Genomic DNA, 17,056 nt, shown 5'->3' on the forward strand with positions numbered 1-17,056 from the left:
CGACTGCGCGTCTCGGGTGTGATCTGGTCGTTCCTCGCCCACCGATAGTGCGTGCGCAGAGTAACCTGCACCAGTCGCGCCACAGCGGCTTGACGCCCGCCGCAGAGGATTGTGCATCCACGCCAACGCCGATGACATTGTCCGGACGTGCGCCGGTCCGGCAACTGGCGAAGCAGGCGTGGCTGGGCAGGATGGGTTGCCGGACTGGCAGGCGCGAACCGACCCGGCGTTTCACGGACGATGACTTCACCGATAGCTCGTCTAACCGGACACAGGAGATGTGCCCGCGGGCAAAAGCGGCAACGGACTCGAAAGGGTCAACTGCTGACCGGCTCTCGAAGGCCGGTGGTGTACACCGCCCCCGAGGTTCTCGGGTCGCGGAACCGGCTGGGAACTACTCAGTGGCCACCAAGCGTCGAGGTGCGACGATTCGTTCAGTGCCGGGTGACATTCCGGCTTCGACGTCATCCGCGCCGTAGCGCGCAACATCGCCTCATCGGCGCCTCGCGATACAAGGTGCGTCGCCGGTGCCAAGCTTCCCCGCAGCTGGTCGGGTTGGTGCGCTAGTGGCGGAATGGGTGGAGCCGCCGGGAGGCTTCGTGTTGCGCGAACTCGGTGTAGCTGGTCGGGGCGCGGCCCAGCAGCGCTGGAAGGTGGTCCCGGTCGCCGGCCGGGAGGCCGTGCTGGTCGTAGTAGGTCATCATCTGGACGTAGTTCTGCTGAGCCTCGCGGGGCCAGCTGCGAATTCCGCGCGCGTTCCAGGATTGGGCGATACCGCGCAGAAGGTGCAACGCCCTGGGGGGCGATGTTGTGGGAAGCGCGCCGATCAGCCCCTTGGTCAGTGAGGCGGCAGCCGATAGCGGGTTGGCCAGGGTGTCCGGCGGCAATCGGATCGCGGTGACGGGGTGCCCGAGTGCTCCGGTGAATGCGCGTGCCATGGCGTTGCGGTCGAGTTCTTCGGTGGACAAGTCGTAGGTTTTGCCGACATGGTCGTCGGGACGGGTGAGGACCGCGGCCGCGGCCGCGGCGACGTCCTCGACGTCGACGACGCCCATGACGCTGGTCGGCGATACGGGATAGGGCATGAGGCCGCCCTGGATGAACTCCCACAGCTCGAGATAGTTCTGCATGTAGTGCGAGGGGCGCAGGACGGTCACCGCGAGCCCGGAATCGCGCAGCAGCTTTTCGACGCGCTCTTTCTGCTGATGGTGGGGCAGTTCAGCGATGTCGGGGTGGATCACCGAATGGAACACGACATGCTTCAGGCTCACATCGTGGCCGATCTCGACCAGTTCCTCGGCGATGGGGTATTCGTCGATGATCTGCGTCGGTGCCGCGTGGTAGATGGCGTCGGCGCCGCGCAGGCCGTCGGCGAGAGTGGCTCTGTCACGGAGGTCGCCGACGCAGAATTCGGTGGCGCCGTCTTGGCGGGCGATGTCGGCCTGCGCCGTGTTCTTCACCAGCGCCCGCACCGTGGCGCCGGAGGAACTGAGGTTCCGGACGAGGGGGCGGCCGACTCCTCCTGCCGCGCTGGTGACAACGACGGTGGTCATACACGTCCTCTTTTCATTGGTGAGTGCGATTCGGGGTGAGGAACAGCGAACTGTGCCGCAGGCCGGAGGGATCGGACGAATGCCGGTCAGGAATCGAGCCCGCGCATGAACCGTGAGATGAACGGCAGTAGCAGACGATTGGGCGTCACCTGAGCAAGGTGGGCCAAGAGCTTGTTCCGTGTGCCGGACACGACGTAGAGAGGCACCATCGGTCGGTCGAGGGCGCGCAGGGCAGTCGCGGCGACCTCGTCGGAGGTCTGTGTCGTGCCGACGATGGCGGCGTTCTCGCCGATGACATCGAAGAACTCGGTCCTGGTCGGACCAGGCGCCAACGCGATGACCCGCACATGGTGCGGGCGGGCCTCGTACCACAGAGCCTGAGTGAAGCTCAGCACGAAGGCTTTGGCCGCGGCGTAGACGGCCAAGGAGGGCACCGGCTGGAACGCCGTCGTGCTCGACACGTTGACGATGGTGCCCTCCTGCCGCCGAATCATGCCGGGCAAGAAGGCATGGCAGATATCGACCAGCGCTGCCACATCGACGCTGAGAACGCGGTCGAGCTCCTGCGCCTCGGCGTCGACGAACGGACCTTGCGTCGCGACACCGGCGTTGTTCACCAGCAGGTCGATATCGCCGTCGACCGCCGCCCGCAGTCGTTGGCCAGCACGCTCCTCGGCCAGATCGAGGCCGATCACCTGGCATTTCACCGCGTGGGTGGTCTCCAGTTCGGCCGCGAGCCGACGAAGCCGATCTTCACGACGGGCTACCAGTATCAAGTCCGACCCGCGCCGCGCAAGGCCGTGCGCGAGAGCGGCGCCGATACCTGCACTGGCCCCGGTGATCAGCGATCGGGCGGGCGTGAACGGCATTTGGTTCCCTTCGGTGGCGGTAGAGACGGCGGCGGTCTTTAAGAGGAACGGGTTTCCACCTCACCTCTATCGAAGCGCCGGACACCGCCCACCGGCTTGGCCTCCGATACGAACCCACACCCGATGCTTGGACCCGAATCCACATCGAGGGCAGGTGGCACACGGAGATCGCCGGCGATCCCTCACGCGCGGGGACCCGGTCTCACCCCCGCACGCGCCTGGTCCGTGACAGCATCCGGCAGCACATCCCGCACGGCCCGGCCGACGCCGCCACAGGACACCACCACTGCCCCTGCCCGGCTGGACGACATCGGACTCACCGACACCTCACGGCGGTGGTGACGCGTCGCGCCGGCCCGGATCGGTCATCCGGTCATTCCCATCAGCGCGGCGGTCAGTCCGAGGTCGGGTCCGAGGTCTTCGATCTTGCCGGTCCGGCAGCCGTCCGCGCGCATCTGGATGCGCTCGCAGAACACGCTGACGACTTCGCTCGCCGAGACCCCCAGCACGGCGTGTGTGCGCAGATGTCGGCGTTGCTTGTCCATGGCCCGGTCGATGTTGTGCAGCAGCAGCGGCGCGACGTCGACGACCTCGGTGACACCGGCGGCGTTGGCGCGCAGCTGATCGGTGACCGCGGTCAGCCCGGACAGGCTGGAGGCCAGCTGGTCCTGGTACTGGGTGAACGCGCCGCTGGTGTTGTTGAGGAAGTCGTTCATCTGGGTGAGCGTGGCCTGCAGGCCGGGGGACTGCTCGGCGAGCAGCGAGGTCATCTGAGTGACCTGGTTGCTGAAGTCGCGCACCGACTGATCGTTCTCCGCCAGCATGGTCGTCAGCTCGTTGAGCTTGACGATGATGCTCGCGACCGCGTCGGTGTTGTCGACGCCGACCTTCAACGCGCCGGACAGGGCGTTGAGGGTGTCGCGGATCTTCGAGCCCTGACCGTTGACCATGTCATAGAGCAGGGTGCCCGACAGCGGGCCCTCCGCCGCGCCCGGCGCGGGCTTGAGCGCGTCGGCGAACTGGTCGATGGTCTTGATCATCGTGTCCAGCTCGACCGGCGTGCGGGTCTGCTCGACCGTCAGGTGCGACTTGTCGGGCAGGGTCGGCCCGCCGGTGTAGCGCGGAGTGAGCTCGATGTGGCGGTCGGTGACGATGGACGGCGAAATCAGCGCGGCCGTCACGTCTTTCGGCAGTTTCACATCGCTGTTGACGACCATGTGGACCTCGACGAACTGCCCCTTGGGCACGATCTTGTCCACCTTGCCGACCTCGAGGCCGAGCACCGTGATCGGGTTGCCCTCGAACATGCCCGCGATATTGCGGAAATCCGCGGTGATGTGCTGTGTCGTGCCGACCGCGTCCTGGACGTCGGTCGGCACCGAACAACCGCCGATCGCCACCACGGCGCACGCCCCGAGAACCAGCGCCCACCCCGCGCGTGTCGTCGACATCATCGCCGCACCCGACCCACGGCCATGGCCACACCCGCCACCGGGCCAGCCGAGGCCGTCCCGGGACCGCGGCCGGTGCGGCGGCGCACGCCACATCGCGGCGAGACACCGCCACCGAACGCCCGAACGGATACAGCCGAGGCCGACGCGAACAACGGCACTCCTCACAGAAACTCCCGGCGACGTTGCCGTGGCTGCACCGGGACACGGATGCGAACACTTCTATCGAAATGCCCGCACCGACCCGCCCGCTTGGACTCGGGCACAAACCCTCACTCACGGATTGGTTTCGAGCCCAAGCAGTCTCGGGTGTGGGTGATGTCGAGGTGCCGGCGGTCAGCCGGTCACGGGCGCGTGACCGAGGACCGCGGTGCCGAGTTCGTCGGCGAGGGCGAGCGCGGCCTGCAGCGGCAGCCGGCGCTCGCTGATCTTGCAGCCGCGTAGTTGCTCGGCGCGCTGCACACGGTAGGCGACGGTGTTGCGGGCCACATGCAGCAGCGCCGCCGCCTCGGCCAGGCTGCGCCCGACATCGAGATAACACTTGAGCGTGGCCCGCACCGCCGCGACCGCCTCCCCGGGATCGGCGAGACCACCGAGTTCGCGGCGCACGAACTCACGCGCCCGCTCCAAGTCGCTGCTCAGCATCGCCACCACGTCGAGGTCCTGATAATCGAACACTTCTCGGGCGAGCACCGAGAGCGTGGCCACCCGTTCGGCCTCGAGAGCCTGCCGGTGACTGGAGACGAACCCGGCCACCCCCGACCCGGGCAACCCCATCGCGACACGGACCCCGGCCGGTGGGCGCGGCCACGATGTCTGCGGCCGCGACGGCGCCCCGCTGACCTGCGCACCCCACGCCCACACCCGTCGCCCGCCGACCGGCACGATCAACGTCGTCGTGCACGCGCACGCCGCCAACACCGCCGTGGCCGCCTCTTCCAGCTGGTGTGCTCTGGTCCCCGTGTAGTCGTCGGTCCACACCACCAGCGCCAGGTGATGCCGCGACAGGTCATAGCCGAGGCTGCGCACGGCACGATCGGGCGGAACGTGCCCGCCCCGCAAGATCTCCTGCAGCACCTCTCGACGCAGCGCGGCCGAACTGGCCAGCCACGCATCGTGCGCGCGCCCGTACTCGCTGGCCATCTCGTCGCTGAGCCGTTCGGTGATATCGAACAGCACCTCGTTGACCCGCCGCATCTGCGCGAACCGCTCGCTCGCCGGAACCAGCTGTTCGGCCGCGTCGAGAACCCGCTCCACCGCCAGCGCATGAGCCACCCGGATGCTGCGCAGCATGTGCTCCACCCCCACACCGCGGCTGACTACCTCCGCGGGGCCCAGCAGCACCTCGGGGACGGCGGCCACCCGGAAATCGGTCTCCTCCGCCAATGCCGCGGTGGCCTGCAACGCCACCGCTTCCCCGCCCACCCGCACCATCTCCACGATGCCGTGCACACCCAGCTCAGGCACCTCGGCCACGATCCGGTCGGCAATCGCGCCCCCGAGCTCCACCGCCCACCCTGCCGGACCCGCGCCGAGCCGCCCCGTCAACTCCTCGACCGTCGCCACGGGCAGCACCGAACCCGCTAGCGCCTGCTCCCCGCGCGGTCGGAGCAGCCGGATCCATCCACCCACACCAGCTGAATTCATCGCCGCCACACCCCCGGACACTAGGCCATCAGCCGACCCGCTTCGAGCGGCACTACGTCGCTCTGAGCGCCATCCGGCCGGTCCCATCGCGGTATGCCTGCCTCACTTACCGCGATCGTGTGCGCGACCGTCGATCGGCCGCGCACTGATATCCGTGTGCGGTTCAGCATCCGAATCATCGTGCGCCCTGGGGTTCCTCTGAAAGGTCTTACACACCTGGTTGCAGCGTGCGACGAGGCACGGAGCCACGGTTCTACAGCGTCGGTGTCGTGCTCCTGGCCATCGTGGCGAGTTGTCGACGAGACCGGGGCCGTCCGGCCCGGCGCAGTGCGTGTCCTGGTATCGGCCGGGCCGTGCGGGGCGCGCTGCCGGATGCTGTCGCGGACCAGGCGCGCACGGGGGCGATACAGGGGTGGGGTGTCGCCATCCTCGCCGCTCTCCCCGGTGCGCCGGCCTGGCGACCGGGTCCCAGGGCGTGAGGGGTCGCCGCCGATCTCCTGTGCCACCTGCCCTCCCATGTGGATTCGGGTCCAAGCATTGCGTACGGGTTTGTATCGGAGGCCAAGCCGGTGGTAGGGGTCCGGCGCTTCGATAGAGGTGTACGTATCCGTGTCACCGGTGCTGTCGTGGCGATGTCGCCGGGTGTTGATGTTCGGGGGTTTTTCCGTTGCCTGCCCTGGAGACCGCTGCGCCCGTCGAGGTGCTCGACCGCATCGAGCGGCGTGTGTTGTGGCTGTCGGTGGCGATGATCGATCACGCCAACCGGGTGCGTGAGAACCCGTCGGGGCTCAAGGTCGGCGGGCATCAGGCGTCGAGCGCGTCGATGGTGTCGATCATGACCGCGTTGTGGTTCGAGCAGCTCACCGCCGCGGATCGGGTGTCGGTGAAGCCGCACGCCGCGCCGGTGCTGCATGCGATCAACTATCTGCTCGGCCGGCTCGACAGGTCGTCGCTGACGACGTTGCGGGCTTTCGGTGGATTGCAGAGCTATCCCAGCCGTAGCAAGGATCCGGATCCGGTGGATTATTCGACCGGTTCGGTCGGGCTGGGGGCGACGGCGCCGGTGTGGGGTGCGGTGGCACGCCGCTACGTCGAGCATCATTTCGGTGCCGGCGGGGCCGGCCGCCAGTACGCGCTGATCGGGGACGCCGAACTCGACGAAGGCGCCTGCTGGGAGGCGCTGCTGGATCCGGCGGTCCCCGAGCTGGGTGAGCTGGTGTGGATCGTGGATGTGAACCGCCAGTCGCTGGATCGGGTCGTTCCGCATCTGGCCGCGTCGCGGGTGGCGGCGATGTTCGAGGCCGCCGGGTGGCAGGTGATCACGGTCAAGTACGGCGCGACGTTGGAGTCGATGTTCACCCGGCCGGGAGGTGCGGCGTTGCGGGCGCGGCTGGACGCGATGAGCAATCCGGAGTATCAGCGGCTGCTGCGGCTACCCGCCGCCGGGTTGCGCGAGCGGCTGCCCGGCTACAGTACGGACGCCGAGGCGATCCGGGCACTGGTCGACGGAGTCGGTGACGAGGAACTGCTGGCCGCGTGGCGCAACCTGGGCGGGCACGATCACCGTGCGCTGCGCGAGGCGTTCGCCGCGATCGACGACACCCGGCCCACGGTCATTTTCGCCTACACCGTGAAAGGGTACGGGCTGCCGACCGAGGGACATCCGCACAACCATTCCTCGCTGCTGAGTGCCGAACAGCTGGAGGCGGTCGCGGCCCGCCTGGGAGTCGATCTCGCCGACCGGTGGGCGGGTTTCGAGCCCGGCAGCGATGAGGGGGTGCTGTGCGCGCGGACCGCGCGACGGCTGGCGCGGCCGCCGGTCACCGAGCCCGGCCCGCTGGCGGTGCCGGCCGATTTGGGGCGCACCCCGGCGCGGGTGGCGTCGACCCAGTCGGCGCTGGGCCGGACTTTGCTGGATCTGCTGCGTGCCGCACCGGAGGTCGGTGCGCGGGTGGTGACGGTCAGCCCGGACGTGAGTTCTACGACGAACCTGGGCGGGTGGGTCACGAAGGTCGGGACGTGGTCGGTGACCGAGCGCCCCAACTGGTTCGCCGACGACCCCGACACGATCCTGCAGTGGCGCGAGGGCCCGGGCGGCCAGCACATCGAACTCGGGATCGCCGAAACCAATCTGGTCGGTGTGCTGGGTGAACTCGGCGCGACAGGCAGCCGGTGGGGGCAGCCGCTGCTGCCGATCGGTGTGCTCTACGACCCGTTCGTGACGCGGGCGCTGGAACCGTGGTCGTTCGGGATCTACGCCGGGGGCCGCTCGCTGCTGGTCGGGACACCGTCGGGGGTGAGCCTCGCCGCCGAAGGCGGCGCACACCAGTCGATCGTCACACCCTCGATCGGGCTGGAACAGCCGGGCTGCGTCAGCTACGAACCGGCGTTCGTCCTCGACACCGAATGGATCTTGCTGGGATGTCTGGACCAGCTGAACCGGCCGCAGGGCCGCGCGGCGTACGTACGGTTGTCGACGCGTCCGCTCGACCAGCGGCTCGCGGCCGTGCCGGCCGATCCCGCCGCGCGCGAGCGGCGCCGCAACCATGTCCTGGCCGGCGGATACGTGCTGCGGAGGCCGCCGAACCCGGTGGTGACGATCGCGGCCATGGGCGCGGTGGTGCCCGAGGCGATCGCGGCCGCCACCCGCCTGCACGAGCTGGGTATCGAAACGGAGATCGTCTGTGTGACCAGCCCGGGACTGTTGTTCGCCGCGGTGCAGGCGCGCCGCGGCCGCTGGCACGGACAGCACTGGATCCTCGACACCCTGTTCGGTGGTGCGGCCGGCCGGCCGATGGTGACCGTCCTCGACGGCCATCCGCACACGCTCGCATTCCTGGCCACCGTGCACGGGGTGCCGGCGATCCATCTGGGCGTCACCGAGTTCGGCCAATCCGGTGACCTCGACGCGGTGTATCGCTACCACGGCATCGACACGGACTCGATCGTGCGCGCCGCCCTCGATCTGGTGCCCGCGCCGTGAACACCCTTGTCGCCCAACCCATGAGGAGCCCATCGTGGTCACGAACCTGATCCGCTACCGCCTCGGCGACGCCGTGGAATGGGGGGTGGTCGACGACGCGAAGATCACCCCGCTGCACGGCAGCTACCCCAGCACCGCCGACCTCATCACGACCGGCGAGCAGGATTGGCGCGCGGCGCGGCACCGGGCACCGGTCCACCGGCTCGACGCGGTCACGGTGCTCTCGCCGATCACGACACCGTGCCGGGTGATCTGCCAGGGCGCCAACTACCGTCAGCACGCGATCGAGTCCGGCATGGACCCCGACGCCCGCGCGTTCAACCTGTTCTTCGACAAGACCGACGCAGCGGTCACCGGCGCGCACGACCCCGTCACCCGGCCCGCGCATGTACGGCTGCTGGATTTCGAAATCGAACTCGCCCTGGTCATCGGCCGCGCGATCGACGCACCGGTCACGATCACCGATGCGGACCTGCCCGGCTATGTGTTCGCGGTCACCATCGCCAACGATCTGTCGGCCCGCGATGTCCAGCTGCCGCAGGGCCAGTTCCTCAAAGGCAAGAGCTACCGCGGATTCTGCCCGCTGGGCCCGTATCTGGCGATCCTAGAGCCCGCGGATATGCCGTTGCTGGACAACCTGGAGCTGCGGCTCGAGGTCAACGGAAGGCTGCGTCAGCACGACACCACCGCCCACATGCTCTACCGGCCCGCGGAAACCCTGACCGAGTTGAGCCAGTTCTGCAATCTGAGCCCCGGCGACGTCGTGCTCACCGGCACCCCGCACGGCTGCACCGCCACCACCCCGCCCGCGCTGATCCGGCGCCTGGCGACCGCGCTGCTGCCCGAAGACCGGCTGTGGTCGCTGTTCATCCGCCAGAACCTGCGCAAACCCTATCTCGCGCCCGGCGATCTGATCACCGCGTCGATCCGCGACCAGAGCGGGTCACTGGACCTGGGCACTCAACGCACCCTGATCACCGCTCCATGACCCGCTGGAGGTTTCCCGTGACACCTGTTCCCGATTCCCGCGACAGCAATGTCGCGGTCCCCGAACTGCTGGCGCACTGGGTGGTGAAAACCGCGCGCGCACCACAGATGATCGCCTGGTACCGAACCGTTTTCGGTGCGCGGGTGGTGCACGAGGACCGCCGGATCGCGTTCTTGACCTGGGACGACGAGAGCCACCGGCTGGCGCTGGTCAAAGTACCCTCGGTGCTGCGGTATCTGCTGCTCCTGGCCAGATTCCGCCGCAAGTTCTACGGCGTGGACCACCTCGCATTCACCTTCTCGTCGCTGGACCGGCTGCTGGGCACCTACGAGCGGCTCGCCCGCCAGGGCATCACCCCGGTGTGGTCGATCAATCACGGCCCGACGACCTCGCTGTATTACGAGGATCCCGACGGTATCCGGCTGGAGTTCCAGGTCGAGAACTTCGAGACGGCGGCCGCGACCGCCGACTACTTCGCCAGTTCCGCATTCGAGGCCAACCCGATCGGTGTCGAGGTCGACCCGGACTACCTGCTGGAGCGGCTGCGCCGCGGCGAGCCCGCGGCGACGCTGCTGGCACCGGGGGCGGGGACCCGCCCGGGAACGACACCGCGCGCGAACACCCGCGCCATCACCTGGAGGACGCTGTAACCGATGATCACCCGCCCTGTCGTCATCGTCGGAGCCGGCGCCACCGGATCGACACTGGCGTTGCTGCTGGCCCGCTACGGGGTGCCCAGCACCGTGCTCGAACGGCGCAGCGACCCGCTGCTGCATCCGGCCGCGCACGTGATCAACGCCCGCTCGCTCGAAATCTGGCAGCACACCGACCCACACCTGGCCGCCCGCATCGCCGCCCTCGCGCCCCCGATCGAACAGGTCAACATCATCCGCTGGTGCGGCGACCCGGCCGGGCCACCCCTGGGGCAGATCGACCTGCTGTCGCGACCGGACTGGACCGCGCAGGTCCGCAGCCACAGCCCGTTCCTGCTGTCCCACATCGGCCAGCACCAGCTGATGCCCGTGCTGTGGGAAGCCCTGGACCGCGAACCACTGGTCGACTTCCGCCGCGCCACCCTCGCCGAACAGGTCGACCAGACCGGCACGAGCGCCGTGGTCACCGCCCGCCCGGCCGTGCCGGCGAGCCCCGCAACGGCGAGTTCGACCGAGACCATCTACGCCCGGTTCGTCGTCGCCGCCGACGGCGCCAACAGCAGCGTGCGCGAGCAGGCAGGCATCGGTATGACAGGCCCAGTGCTGGCGAACATGGGCAGCGTGTTCTTCCACGCCCCCGGCCTGTTTCCGGCAGGAACCGAGCGACCACTGCTGAGCTGGATCTACCGGCCCGGCTTCTGCGGGGTGATGATCGCCCACGCCGACGACGACTACATCCTGATGACCGTCTACCTGCACCCCGCCCAGCAGATCGCGCGCGACCCCCGCGCCTACTGGGAACGCATGCTACCCGCGGTGCTCGGCCCCGGCGTGCCGACCCGGATCCGCTCCACCGGCACCTGGACGATGACCTCGCAGATGGCGTCCCGGTTCCGCCGCGGCGCGCTACTGCTGGCCGGCGACGCCGCACACCGGTTCCCCCACACCGGCGGCTTCGGGCTCAACAGCGGCGTCCAGGACGCCCACAACCTGGCCTGGAAACTCACCGCCATCCTCCACGACGGCGCCCACGCCGACCTGCTCGACACCTACGACACCGAACGGCGGCCCGTGGTCACCCGCTTCGCCGAGCAGAGCGTCAGCAACCACTTCCTGCTCGACAAGGTCACCCGCTCCCTCGGCGTCACCAACCGCGCCGTGCAGCAGGCCACCGCCGCCCTGGCCCGCCCCCCGCTGGCATGGCTACCGGACCGGCTGCTGGCACCGCTCTGCGACCGGCTCACCGACATGCAAACCGCCCGCACCGCCGCCGTCGAACCCGGCCACCGCCGCGCCGGACGCGTCCGGGCCCGCATCGCCGCCCAGATCCCCGGCCAGCTCGAGCATTTCATCGCCACCGGCCTGGAATTCGGCTACGTCTACCGCAGCCCGCTGATCCGCTCCGAACCCGGCCCCGTGCCCATCGACGGCGACGGCGTGCTCACCTACCGGCCCACCACCTGGCCCGGCGCCCGCCTGCCCCACGCGACAATCGAATTCGAGCACCAGCCGATGCCGATCCACGACCTGCTCGGGCCCGGCAGGCTCACCCTGTTCACCGCCGACCCTCACGCCTGGACCGCCGCGCTCACTACAGACCCGCGGCCACCGCTGCCGATACAGGTGACCGCGTTGCGTGCCCCCGACCCGGGCGACCGCGACGCCCTGATCGCACTGTACGAAGTCGGCGAACACGGCGCGGTAGCGGTACGGCCCGACGGGCATGTGCTGTGGCGCAACCGCGACCAGGCCCCGACCGCGGCACCGGAGCTGCTCGACTGGCTGCGCACCCAGTGGGGCCCGTACTGGCCAGCCAGGAAAGATCACCCGAACGGCCGCGGCCGGGCCCACCCCATGCCGGCAGGCGACGACCACGCCACCCGCGTCTCGGCGAACACCGCCGACCCCGCCCAGCCGACCACCGACTCCGCGCCATGAACTGCCCTACGCAGCACCGGCATTGCCGCCACCTGCAGGGCGCGTTGCGCCTGACCGCCCTGCTGCACTCCTAGCGCTCGGCGCAGCCGCCGATCCGTCTCCGACCCTCAGCTCCTGCACAACAATCGCCCGCAAGGACCGAAATCGTTCCGCGCCGGCTTCCACTGAACCTCCACCGCGAAATACCGTCACCTGTGCGTGCCACCGTGCGTGGCCATCGGCCCAGGAATCGTCAGGAGAGATATGCCCACCACACGCGTCGCCGTCGTCACCGGGGCCTCGTCGGGAATAGGCCGGGCCACTGCAGCGGTCTTGGCCGGCAACGGGTTCCGGGTGATCGGGACCAGCCGCAACCCGGACACGATCCCGGAGACAGACCGCCTGCCGGGCATCGACTACCGGCCCCTGGACCTGACCGACCACGACTCCCTCGAACAGTTCGTCTCGACGCTGGATACTGTCGACGTCCTGGTCAACAACGCCGGCGAAAGCCAAGCCGGACCGCTGGCCGACCTGCCCGGCGACGCCGTAGCCCGACTGTTCCAGCTCAACGTGCTCGGCCCGATCGCACTCACCCGGGCGTTACTACCCGGCATGCGCCAGCGCGGTACCGGGCGGGTGGTGATGGTCGGCTCGATGCTGGCCAGCTTCCCGCTGCCCTACCGCTCCTCCTACGTCGCCACCAAAGCCGCACTACGCGGATTCGCCACCGCGGCACGATTCGAGGAATCGCCCTACGGCATCTGGCTCACCACCGTCGAACCGGGACAGGTCGATTCCGGACTCCGCGAACGACGCACGAAATACCTCGCCGACGGCTCGCCACACACCACGGAATTCCAGCGCTTCATGACAGAACTCGACCGCAAACAAGCCGCGGGCATCACACCGGACCGGGTCGCACGGAGCAGGCGCGGCAACGGGTTCGAGGATTTCCTGGCCGCGTTGACGGCGGCGTGGACGCCGGATCCTGTGCGGTACGACGGCAGGTTCTACCGGTTCGCGGCTTCGGAGATCAGCCCGAAGCCGGTGCGGCCCGGCGGTCCGCCCGTGCTTCTGGGTGCGGTTCCCGGGCTGGCGGTCCCGGCCCAGCGCGCCGGCCGGCTCGGGTTCGGCTTCAACCCCGGTATCTACGAGTGGGCGGGCTTCGAGTCCCAGCTGGCGGCGTACCTCGAGGCGGTGCCGCAGGGGGTGCGGCCGGGACCGGTCGTGGTCCGCGTCAACGGCACCGTCACCGCCGAACCGCTCGGGAGCGACCGGCTTCCGCTGGTCGGTGACCTCGCCCAGGTCCGGGAAGATCTCGCTCGGGTGGCCTCGCTGGGGGTCGACGAGGTGTTCTGGGATCTGGTGCAGGGCGGCGTACCGCACGCCGAGCACCTGGGTGTGCTCGATCGCATCGTTCAGTTGAAGGACTGATCCTCGCGGAGTCCGGCAAACACGATGTCCACGTAGCGCTCCCAGACGTCTGGTTCCTCGTCGGCCAACGGTGCGGAGGCGTGGTGAATGCCGCAGGTCAGCATCACGATGTCGAGTCCGCGGACGTCGGGATGCACGGCGCCGGCGCGGCGGGCCCGCGCGGCCAGCTGTTCTGCCGTGGCGACGAGCCGTTCGACCTGGGCCTGGATCTTCGGATTCCGGTCCGCGTCAGCGCGGTCGAGCGCGTCGACCAAGGCCCGGTTGCGGGCGTTGAGCGCGGCGCTCGCGTACAGGAACTCCCGCAGGGCCGCGGCGGCGTCGTCATGGGCGGCCAGGCGTTCACCGTCGGCCACGAGTTCGTCGACGGCCGCGGCGACGATGGCCGCGAGCAGGTCGTCCTTGGTGGGGAAGTGGCGGAACACGGTGCCTTTGCCGATGCCCGCCCGTGCGGCGACCTCGGCGGTGGTGGCGTCCACACCGCTTTCGGCGAACACCGCGGCGGCTGCTGCGACAAGAGCCTTGCGGGTGCGCACGGCGTCCGCGCGCATGGGGCGGTCGGGCGCTGCCATCGCCACCTCCTCGGTCGACCACGAGCGTAACAAAGCTGACCAGCCGGTCCAGTTAGTGGTACAGTCGCTAACATGACCGGCCGGTCATGTTAAGTTCCTGCGAAAGGGAGTCCCGGAACTGTGGGCACCACTCTTGGTTTTATCGGCAGCGGCCTGATCGGCGGCACGCTGGCGCGCCTGGCCACGACCGCCGGCATCGACGTCGTCCTCAGCAACTCCCGCGGTCCCGAGACCCTCGCCGGGCTCGTAGCGGATCTCGGCGGCCACGCCCGCGCGGCGACCGGCGAGGAAGCCGCCCGAGCGGATCTGGTCGTCGTTTCCGTACCGCTCACGGCCTGTCGACACCTGCCGGCCGACGCACTGGCCGGCCGCGTCGTCATCGACACGACGAACTACTACCCCCAGCGCGACGGCCGCTTCCCGGAGCTGGACTCCGACGAGGTCACCTCGAGCGAACTGCTGCAGCGGACGCTGCCTGGGGCAACAGTGGTGAAGGCGTTCAACAACGTCTTCCACCACCAGCTGCACACCCTCGCCCGCCCGCCGGGATCACCGGATCGCTCCGCACTACCCATCGCGGGCGACGACGAAGCCGCCAAGAAGGCGGTCAGCGGCCTGATGGACGCACTCGGCTACGACGCCGTGGACACCGGTGCTCTGTCAACGAGCTGGCGCAGCGAACCCAACACCCCGGTTTACGTCATGCCCTACTTCGGCGCGATGCCCACCGACCTGCCTGGCGAGGAACTCATGGCGTGGATGGCAAAGGCCGATGGCGCCTCGATCCCGACGACTCAGGTGGAAGCCCTCGTCGCTTCGGCGGCTCGCGGACCCGCCGGCGGTCGGTTCTGAGACTCAGCCCGACTGGCACGTCCGCACAGTCCAACCCGACGTCAAGGAGTACACATGCCCGGACGACTCGAAGGCAAGACCGCACTGGTCACCGGAGCCACCAGCAACATCGGACGAGCCATCGCCGTCGCCTTCGCCGCCGAAGGCGCCCGCGTCGTCGTCAGCGGCCGCGACCAGACCCGCGGCGACAAGGTCATTGCCGAGATCACCGGCGCCGGCGGCAAGGCCGTCTTCATCCCCGCCAACCTGGACGGAACCGCCGACACCGCCCGCACTCTCGCCGCACAGGCCACGAACGCCCTCGGCGGCGCCATCGACATCCTCGTCAACAACGCCGGCATCTTCCCCGCCACCAGCACCGCCGACACCGACGAGGCCACCTTCGACCAGGTCTACGCCGTCAACGTCAAGACCCCGTTCCTCCTCACCGGCCTCATCGCCCCCAAGATGGCCGAACGCGGCTCCGGGGCCATCATCAACCTCGGCTCCTGGGTCGCCCGCCTGGGCATTCCCATGGCCAGCCTCTACGCCTCCACCAAAGGCGCTATGGAAACCCTCACCCGCATGTGGGCCGCCGAATACGGCCCCAACGGAGTCCGCGTCAACGCCATCTCCCCCGGCGTCATCGCCGAGAACACCGGCGAAAGCCCCGGCACCGCCATGATGCGCGGCACCCCCGCCAACCAAAGCGGAACCCCCAACCACATCGCCAACGCCGCCATCTACCTCGCCAGCGACGAATCCACCTTCGTCCACGGCACCGTCATCGACGTCGACGGCGGCCGCACCACCACCGCAGTCATCGCCAACCAACCCCACACCGACCGCGAGGCAACCAGGAGAGTTCCCACGAGTGACGGGACTGTTTAAAGATCGACTCTAGCCGCCGTAGACCGTCGCGCACGACCCAGCACCGCCAACCGCCCACCGTCGACACCCTGGTCACCTACGGAACAACCTCCTGAAGCCAGGCAGCGGAATCACGCGCTCACGCGCGAGATGATCCTTCTGTCACGCTCAGCAACCACCGAAAGCGCGCCAGAACCCTCGTTTGACAGGCCCCTTTCAGGCGGATCATCCCGGCACGACTTCGGCCAGCCGGAGCGATCCGCCTGACTCGATTACTGGACTGTGCCGACGGCAGGCATGCCGAGGTCCACCTGGCGGGTGATGCGCGTGAGCCGGAGCGCGTCGGCGCGCTTGCCGCGCAGACACTGGAGTGTGAGGTCCACCCCCTCGATCTCGCCCAGCCACCCCTCGGCTGCGGCGCGTTTCCTCCGCTTCTCCAAGTCCGACTCCAATTCGTCGAGACGAGGTAGCATTTTCGGGTTCACATGCAATTGTGCGCACCGGAGGCAAGCTTCTCTGAACTAAGCCAAGGGAGGTCGGGCACATAGCAAATCCGGCTCCAATAGGAACGGTGCGTCCTCACTATTCCTGCGGCAGTTACTCGGCCTCTGATTCGGAACGTTCGGAGGCGCGGGGTGGTTGGTCGATATCGAGGTGTTTCGGGTTCTCCTCGCAGGCGCTCGATCGGCTTGTCTACGAGTGCTAGATAAAAGAAGTGGTCGTCTCCGGGCGCGAAGGCGACTCTAAAACCTGCGTCCAGCGCGGCAATTGCCTCGTCTGCGTTCGTCGCGACAGCGGCTGGGTGGATGGCATAGACGGGGCCGATGGGCAGTTCCCTGGTTCCGAGCGTTACCGAGTACGACTCGGCCAGCCATGCTGCGGCGACAGGTGCGGTCAGCCCGGCACAAAGTTCGGGCGAGTCATGTCCGGTCAAGATGCGGATGAAGCTTCGAGCTGAAGGGGAGGCGACGATTCCGCCTTAAATCAGGATGCGAGCGACTCGGAGGTCGACCCGCATCCTGGTGACTCTGGCGCAGCAGATGAAATCAGAGTCCGGACCATGTCAGATAGGCCAGGCCATTGCTCTCGTTGTCGAAATCCCCAATGAGAAGACTCAATCCGGTACGGCGGTTGTAGTACCGGAGCTGCTTCTCAGCCGCATTGAAGCAGGTCTCCGCGTCTGTACCCCGGGCAGATGCCTTGCCGCCACCGCAGTCGTCCGCTTGAAGTGGGGGCTGATTCGGCAGCAGGTGCCCGGCGAAGACTCGAATGCGCGGGTAAGCTTGTG

General features: G+C 68.6%; 13 protein-coding genes. 7 read left to right on the plus strand and 6 right to left on the minus strand.

The features are described from left to right. Nucleotides 1-563 precede the first annotated feature (563 nt). The 4 genes from NWFMUON74_RS19465 to NWFMUON74_RS19480 all read right to left on the minus strand — a co-directional run bounded on the left by NWFMUON74_RS19465 (nt 564) and on the right by NWFMUON74_RS19480 (nt 5,520). Entirely contained in the window at nt 564-1,553 is a 990-nt protein-coding gene (locus NWFMUON74_RS19465; RefSeq protein ID WP_187683292.1) for an NmrA family NAD(P)-binding protein, read from the minus strand. A gap of 86 nt (nt 1,554-1,639) precedes the next feature. Continuing rightward, nucleotides 1,640-2,422 (minus strand): SDR family NAD(P)-dependent oxidoreductase, encoded by a 783-nt coding sequence (locus tag NWFMUON74_RS19470; protein WP_187683293.1) that lies wholly within the window; start codon nt 2,420-2,422, stop codon nt 1,640-1,642. A 365-nt stretch (nt 2,423-2,787) separates the two neighbouring features. Then, the gene (locus NWFMUON74_RS19475; RefSeq protein ID WP_232110450.1) at nt 2,788-3,876 is read right to left on the minus strand and encodes an MCE family protein; all 1,089 of its coding nucleotides are present in this window, start codon (nt 3,874-3,876) and stop codon (nt 2,788-2,790) included. A 333-nt stretch (nt 3,877-4,209) separates the two neighbouring features. Further along, nucleotides 4,210-5,520, minus strand: coding sequence for a PucR family transcriptional regulator (locus tag NWFMUON74_RS19480; RefSeq protein WP_187683294.1), 1,311 nt, complete (start codon nt 5,518-5,520; stop codon nt 4,210-4,212). Between the two features lie 667 nt (nt 5,521-6,187). On the opposite strand from NWFMUON74_RS19480, the gene NWFMUON74_RS19485 reads away from it, so the two are divergent. The 5 genes from NWFMUON74_RS19485 to NWFMUON74_RS19505 all read left to right on the plus strand — a co-directional run bounded on the left by NWFMUON74_RS19485 (nt 6,188) and on the right by NWFMUON74_RS19505 (nt 13,498). Next, nucleotides 6,188-8,503, plus strand: coding sequence for a transketolase-like TK C-terminal-containing protein (locus tag NWFMUON74_RS19485; RefSeq protein WP_232110451.1), 2,316 nt, complete (start codon nt 6,188-6,190; stop codon nt 8,501-8,503). Between the two features lie 34 nt (nt 8,504-8,537). Further along, entirely contained in the window at nt 8,538-9,491 is a 954-nt protein-coding gene (locus NWFMUON74_RS19490) for a fumarylacetoacetate hydrolase family protein (protein WP_187683295.1), read from the plus strand. Nucleotides 9,492-9,508: 17 nt separating this feature from the next. Further along, complete coding sequence (locus tag NWFMUON74_RS19495; RefSeq protein ID WP_232110452.1) at nt 9,509-10,141, plus strand: VOC family protein; 633 nt, start codon at nt 9,509-9,511, stop codon at nt 10,139-10,141. A gap of 3 nt (nt 10,142-10,144) precedes the next feature. After that, nucleotides 10,145-12,082, plus strand: a complete 1,938-nt coding sequence (locus tag NWFMUON74_RS19500) for an FAD-dependent monooxygenase (RefSeq protein WP_187683297.1) — start codon at nt 10,145-10,147, stop codon at nt 12,080-12,082. 243 nt (nt 12,083-12,325) lie between these two features. Next, complete coding sequence (locus NWFMUON74_RS19505; protein ID WP_187683298.1) at nt 12,326-13,498, plus strand: SDR family NAD(P)-dependent oxidoreductase; 1,173 nt, start codon at nt 12,326-12,328, stop codon at nt 13,496-13,498. On the opposite strand, the gene NWFMUON74_RS19510 is transcribed toward NWFMUON74_RS19505, so the two are convergent. Continuing rightward, complete coding sequence (locus tag NWFMUON74_RS19510; RefSeq protein ID WP_187683299.1) at nt 13,483-14,067, minus strand: TetR/AcrR family transcriptional regulator; 585 nt, start codon at nt 14,065-14,067, stop codon at nt 13,483-13,485. The two genes, NWFMUON74_RS19505 and NWFMUON74_RS19510, sit on opposite strands and share 16 nt — an antisense overlap. A 120-nt stretch (nt 14,068-14,187) precedes the next feature. Between NWFMUON74_RS19510 and NWFMUON74_RS19515 the strand changes: the two genes are divergently transcribed. Together NWFMUON74_RS19515 and NWFMUON74_RS19520 are read left to right on the plus strand one after the other, a co-directional pair. Then, on the plus strand, nt 14,188-14,919 hold the full coding sequence (locus tag NWFMUON74_RS19515; RefSeq protein ID WP_187683300.1) for an NADPH-dependent F420 reductase: 732 nt from the start codon (nt 14,188-14,190) through the stop codon (nt 14,917-14,919). A 54-nt stretch (nt 14,920-14,973) separates the two neighbouring features. Next, a complete protein-coding gene (locus tag NWFMUON74_RS19520) occupies nt 14,974-15,789 on the plus strand; it encodes an SDR family NAD(P)-dependent oxidoreductase (protein ID WP_187683301.1) in 816 nt (271 codons plus the stop codon). A gap of 251 nt (nt 15,790-16,040) precedes the next feature. Here the strand turns inward: NWFMUON74_RS19520 and NWFMUON74_RS19525 are convergent, their stop codons facing one another. Continuing rightward, nucleotides 16,041-16,253 (minus strand): hypothetical protein, encoded by a 213-nt coding sequence (locus tag NWFMUON74_RS19525; RefSeq protein ID WP_197986873.1) that lies wholly within the window; start codon nt 16,251-16,253, stop codon nt 16,041-16,043. Nucleotides 16,254-17,056 lie beyond the last annotated feature (803 nt).

Origin of the sequence: Nocardia wallacei (genome assembly GCF_014466955.1) — a bacterium.
GTDB classification, from domain to species: Bacteria; Actinomycetota; Actinomycetes; order Mycobacteriales; family Mycobacteriaceae; genus Nocardia; species Nocardia wallacei.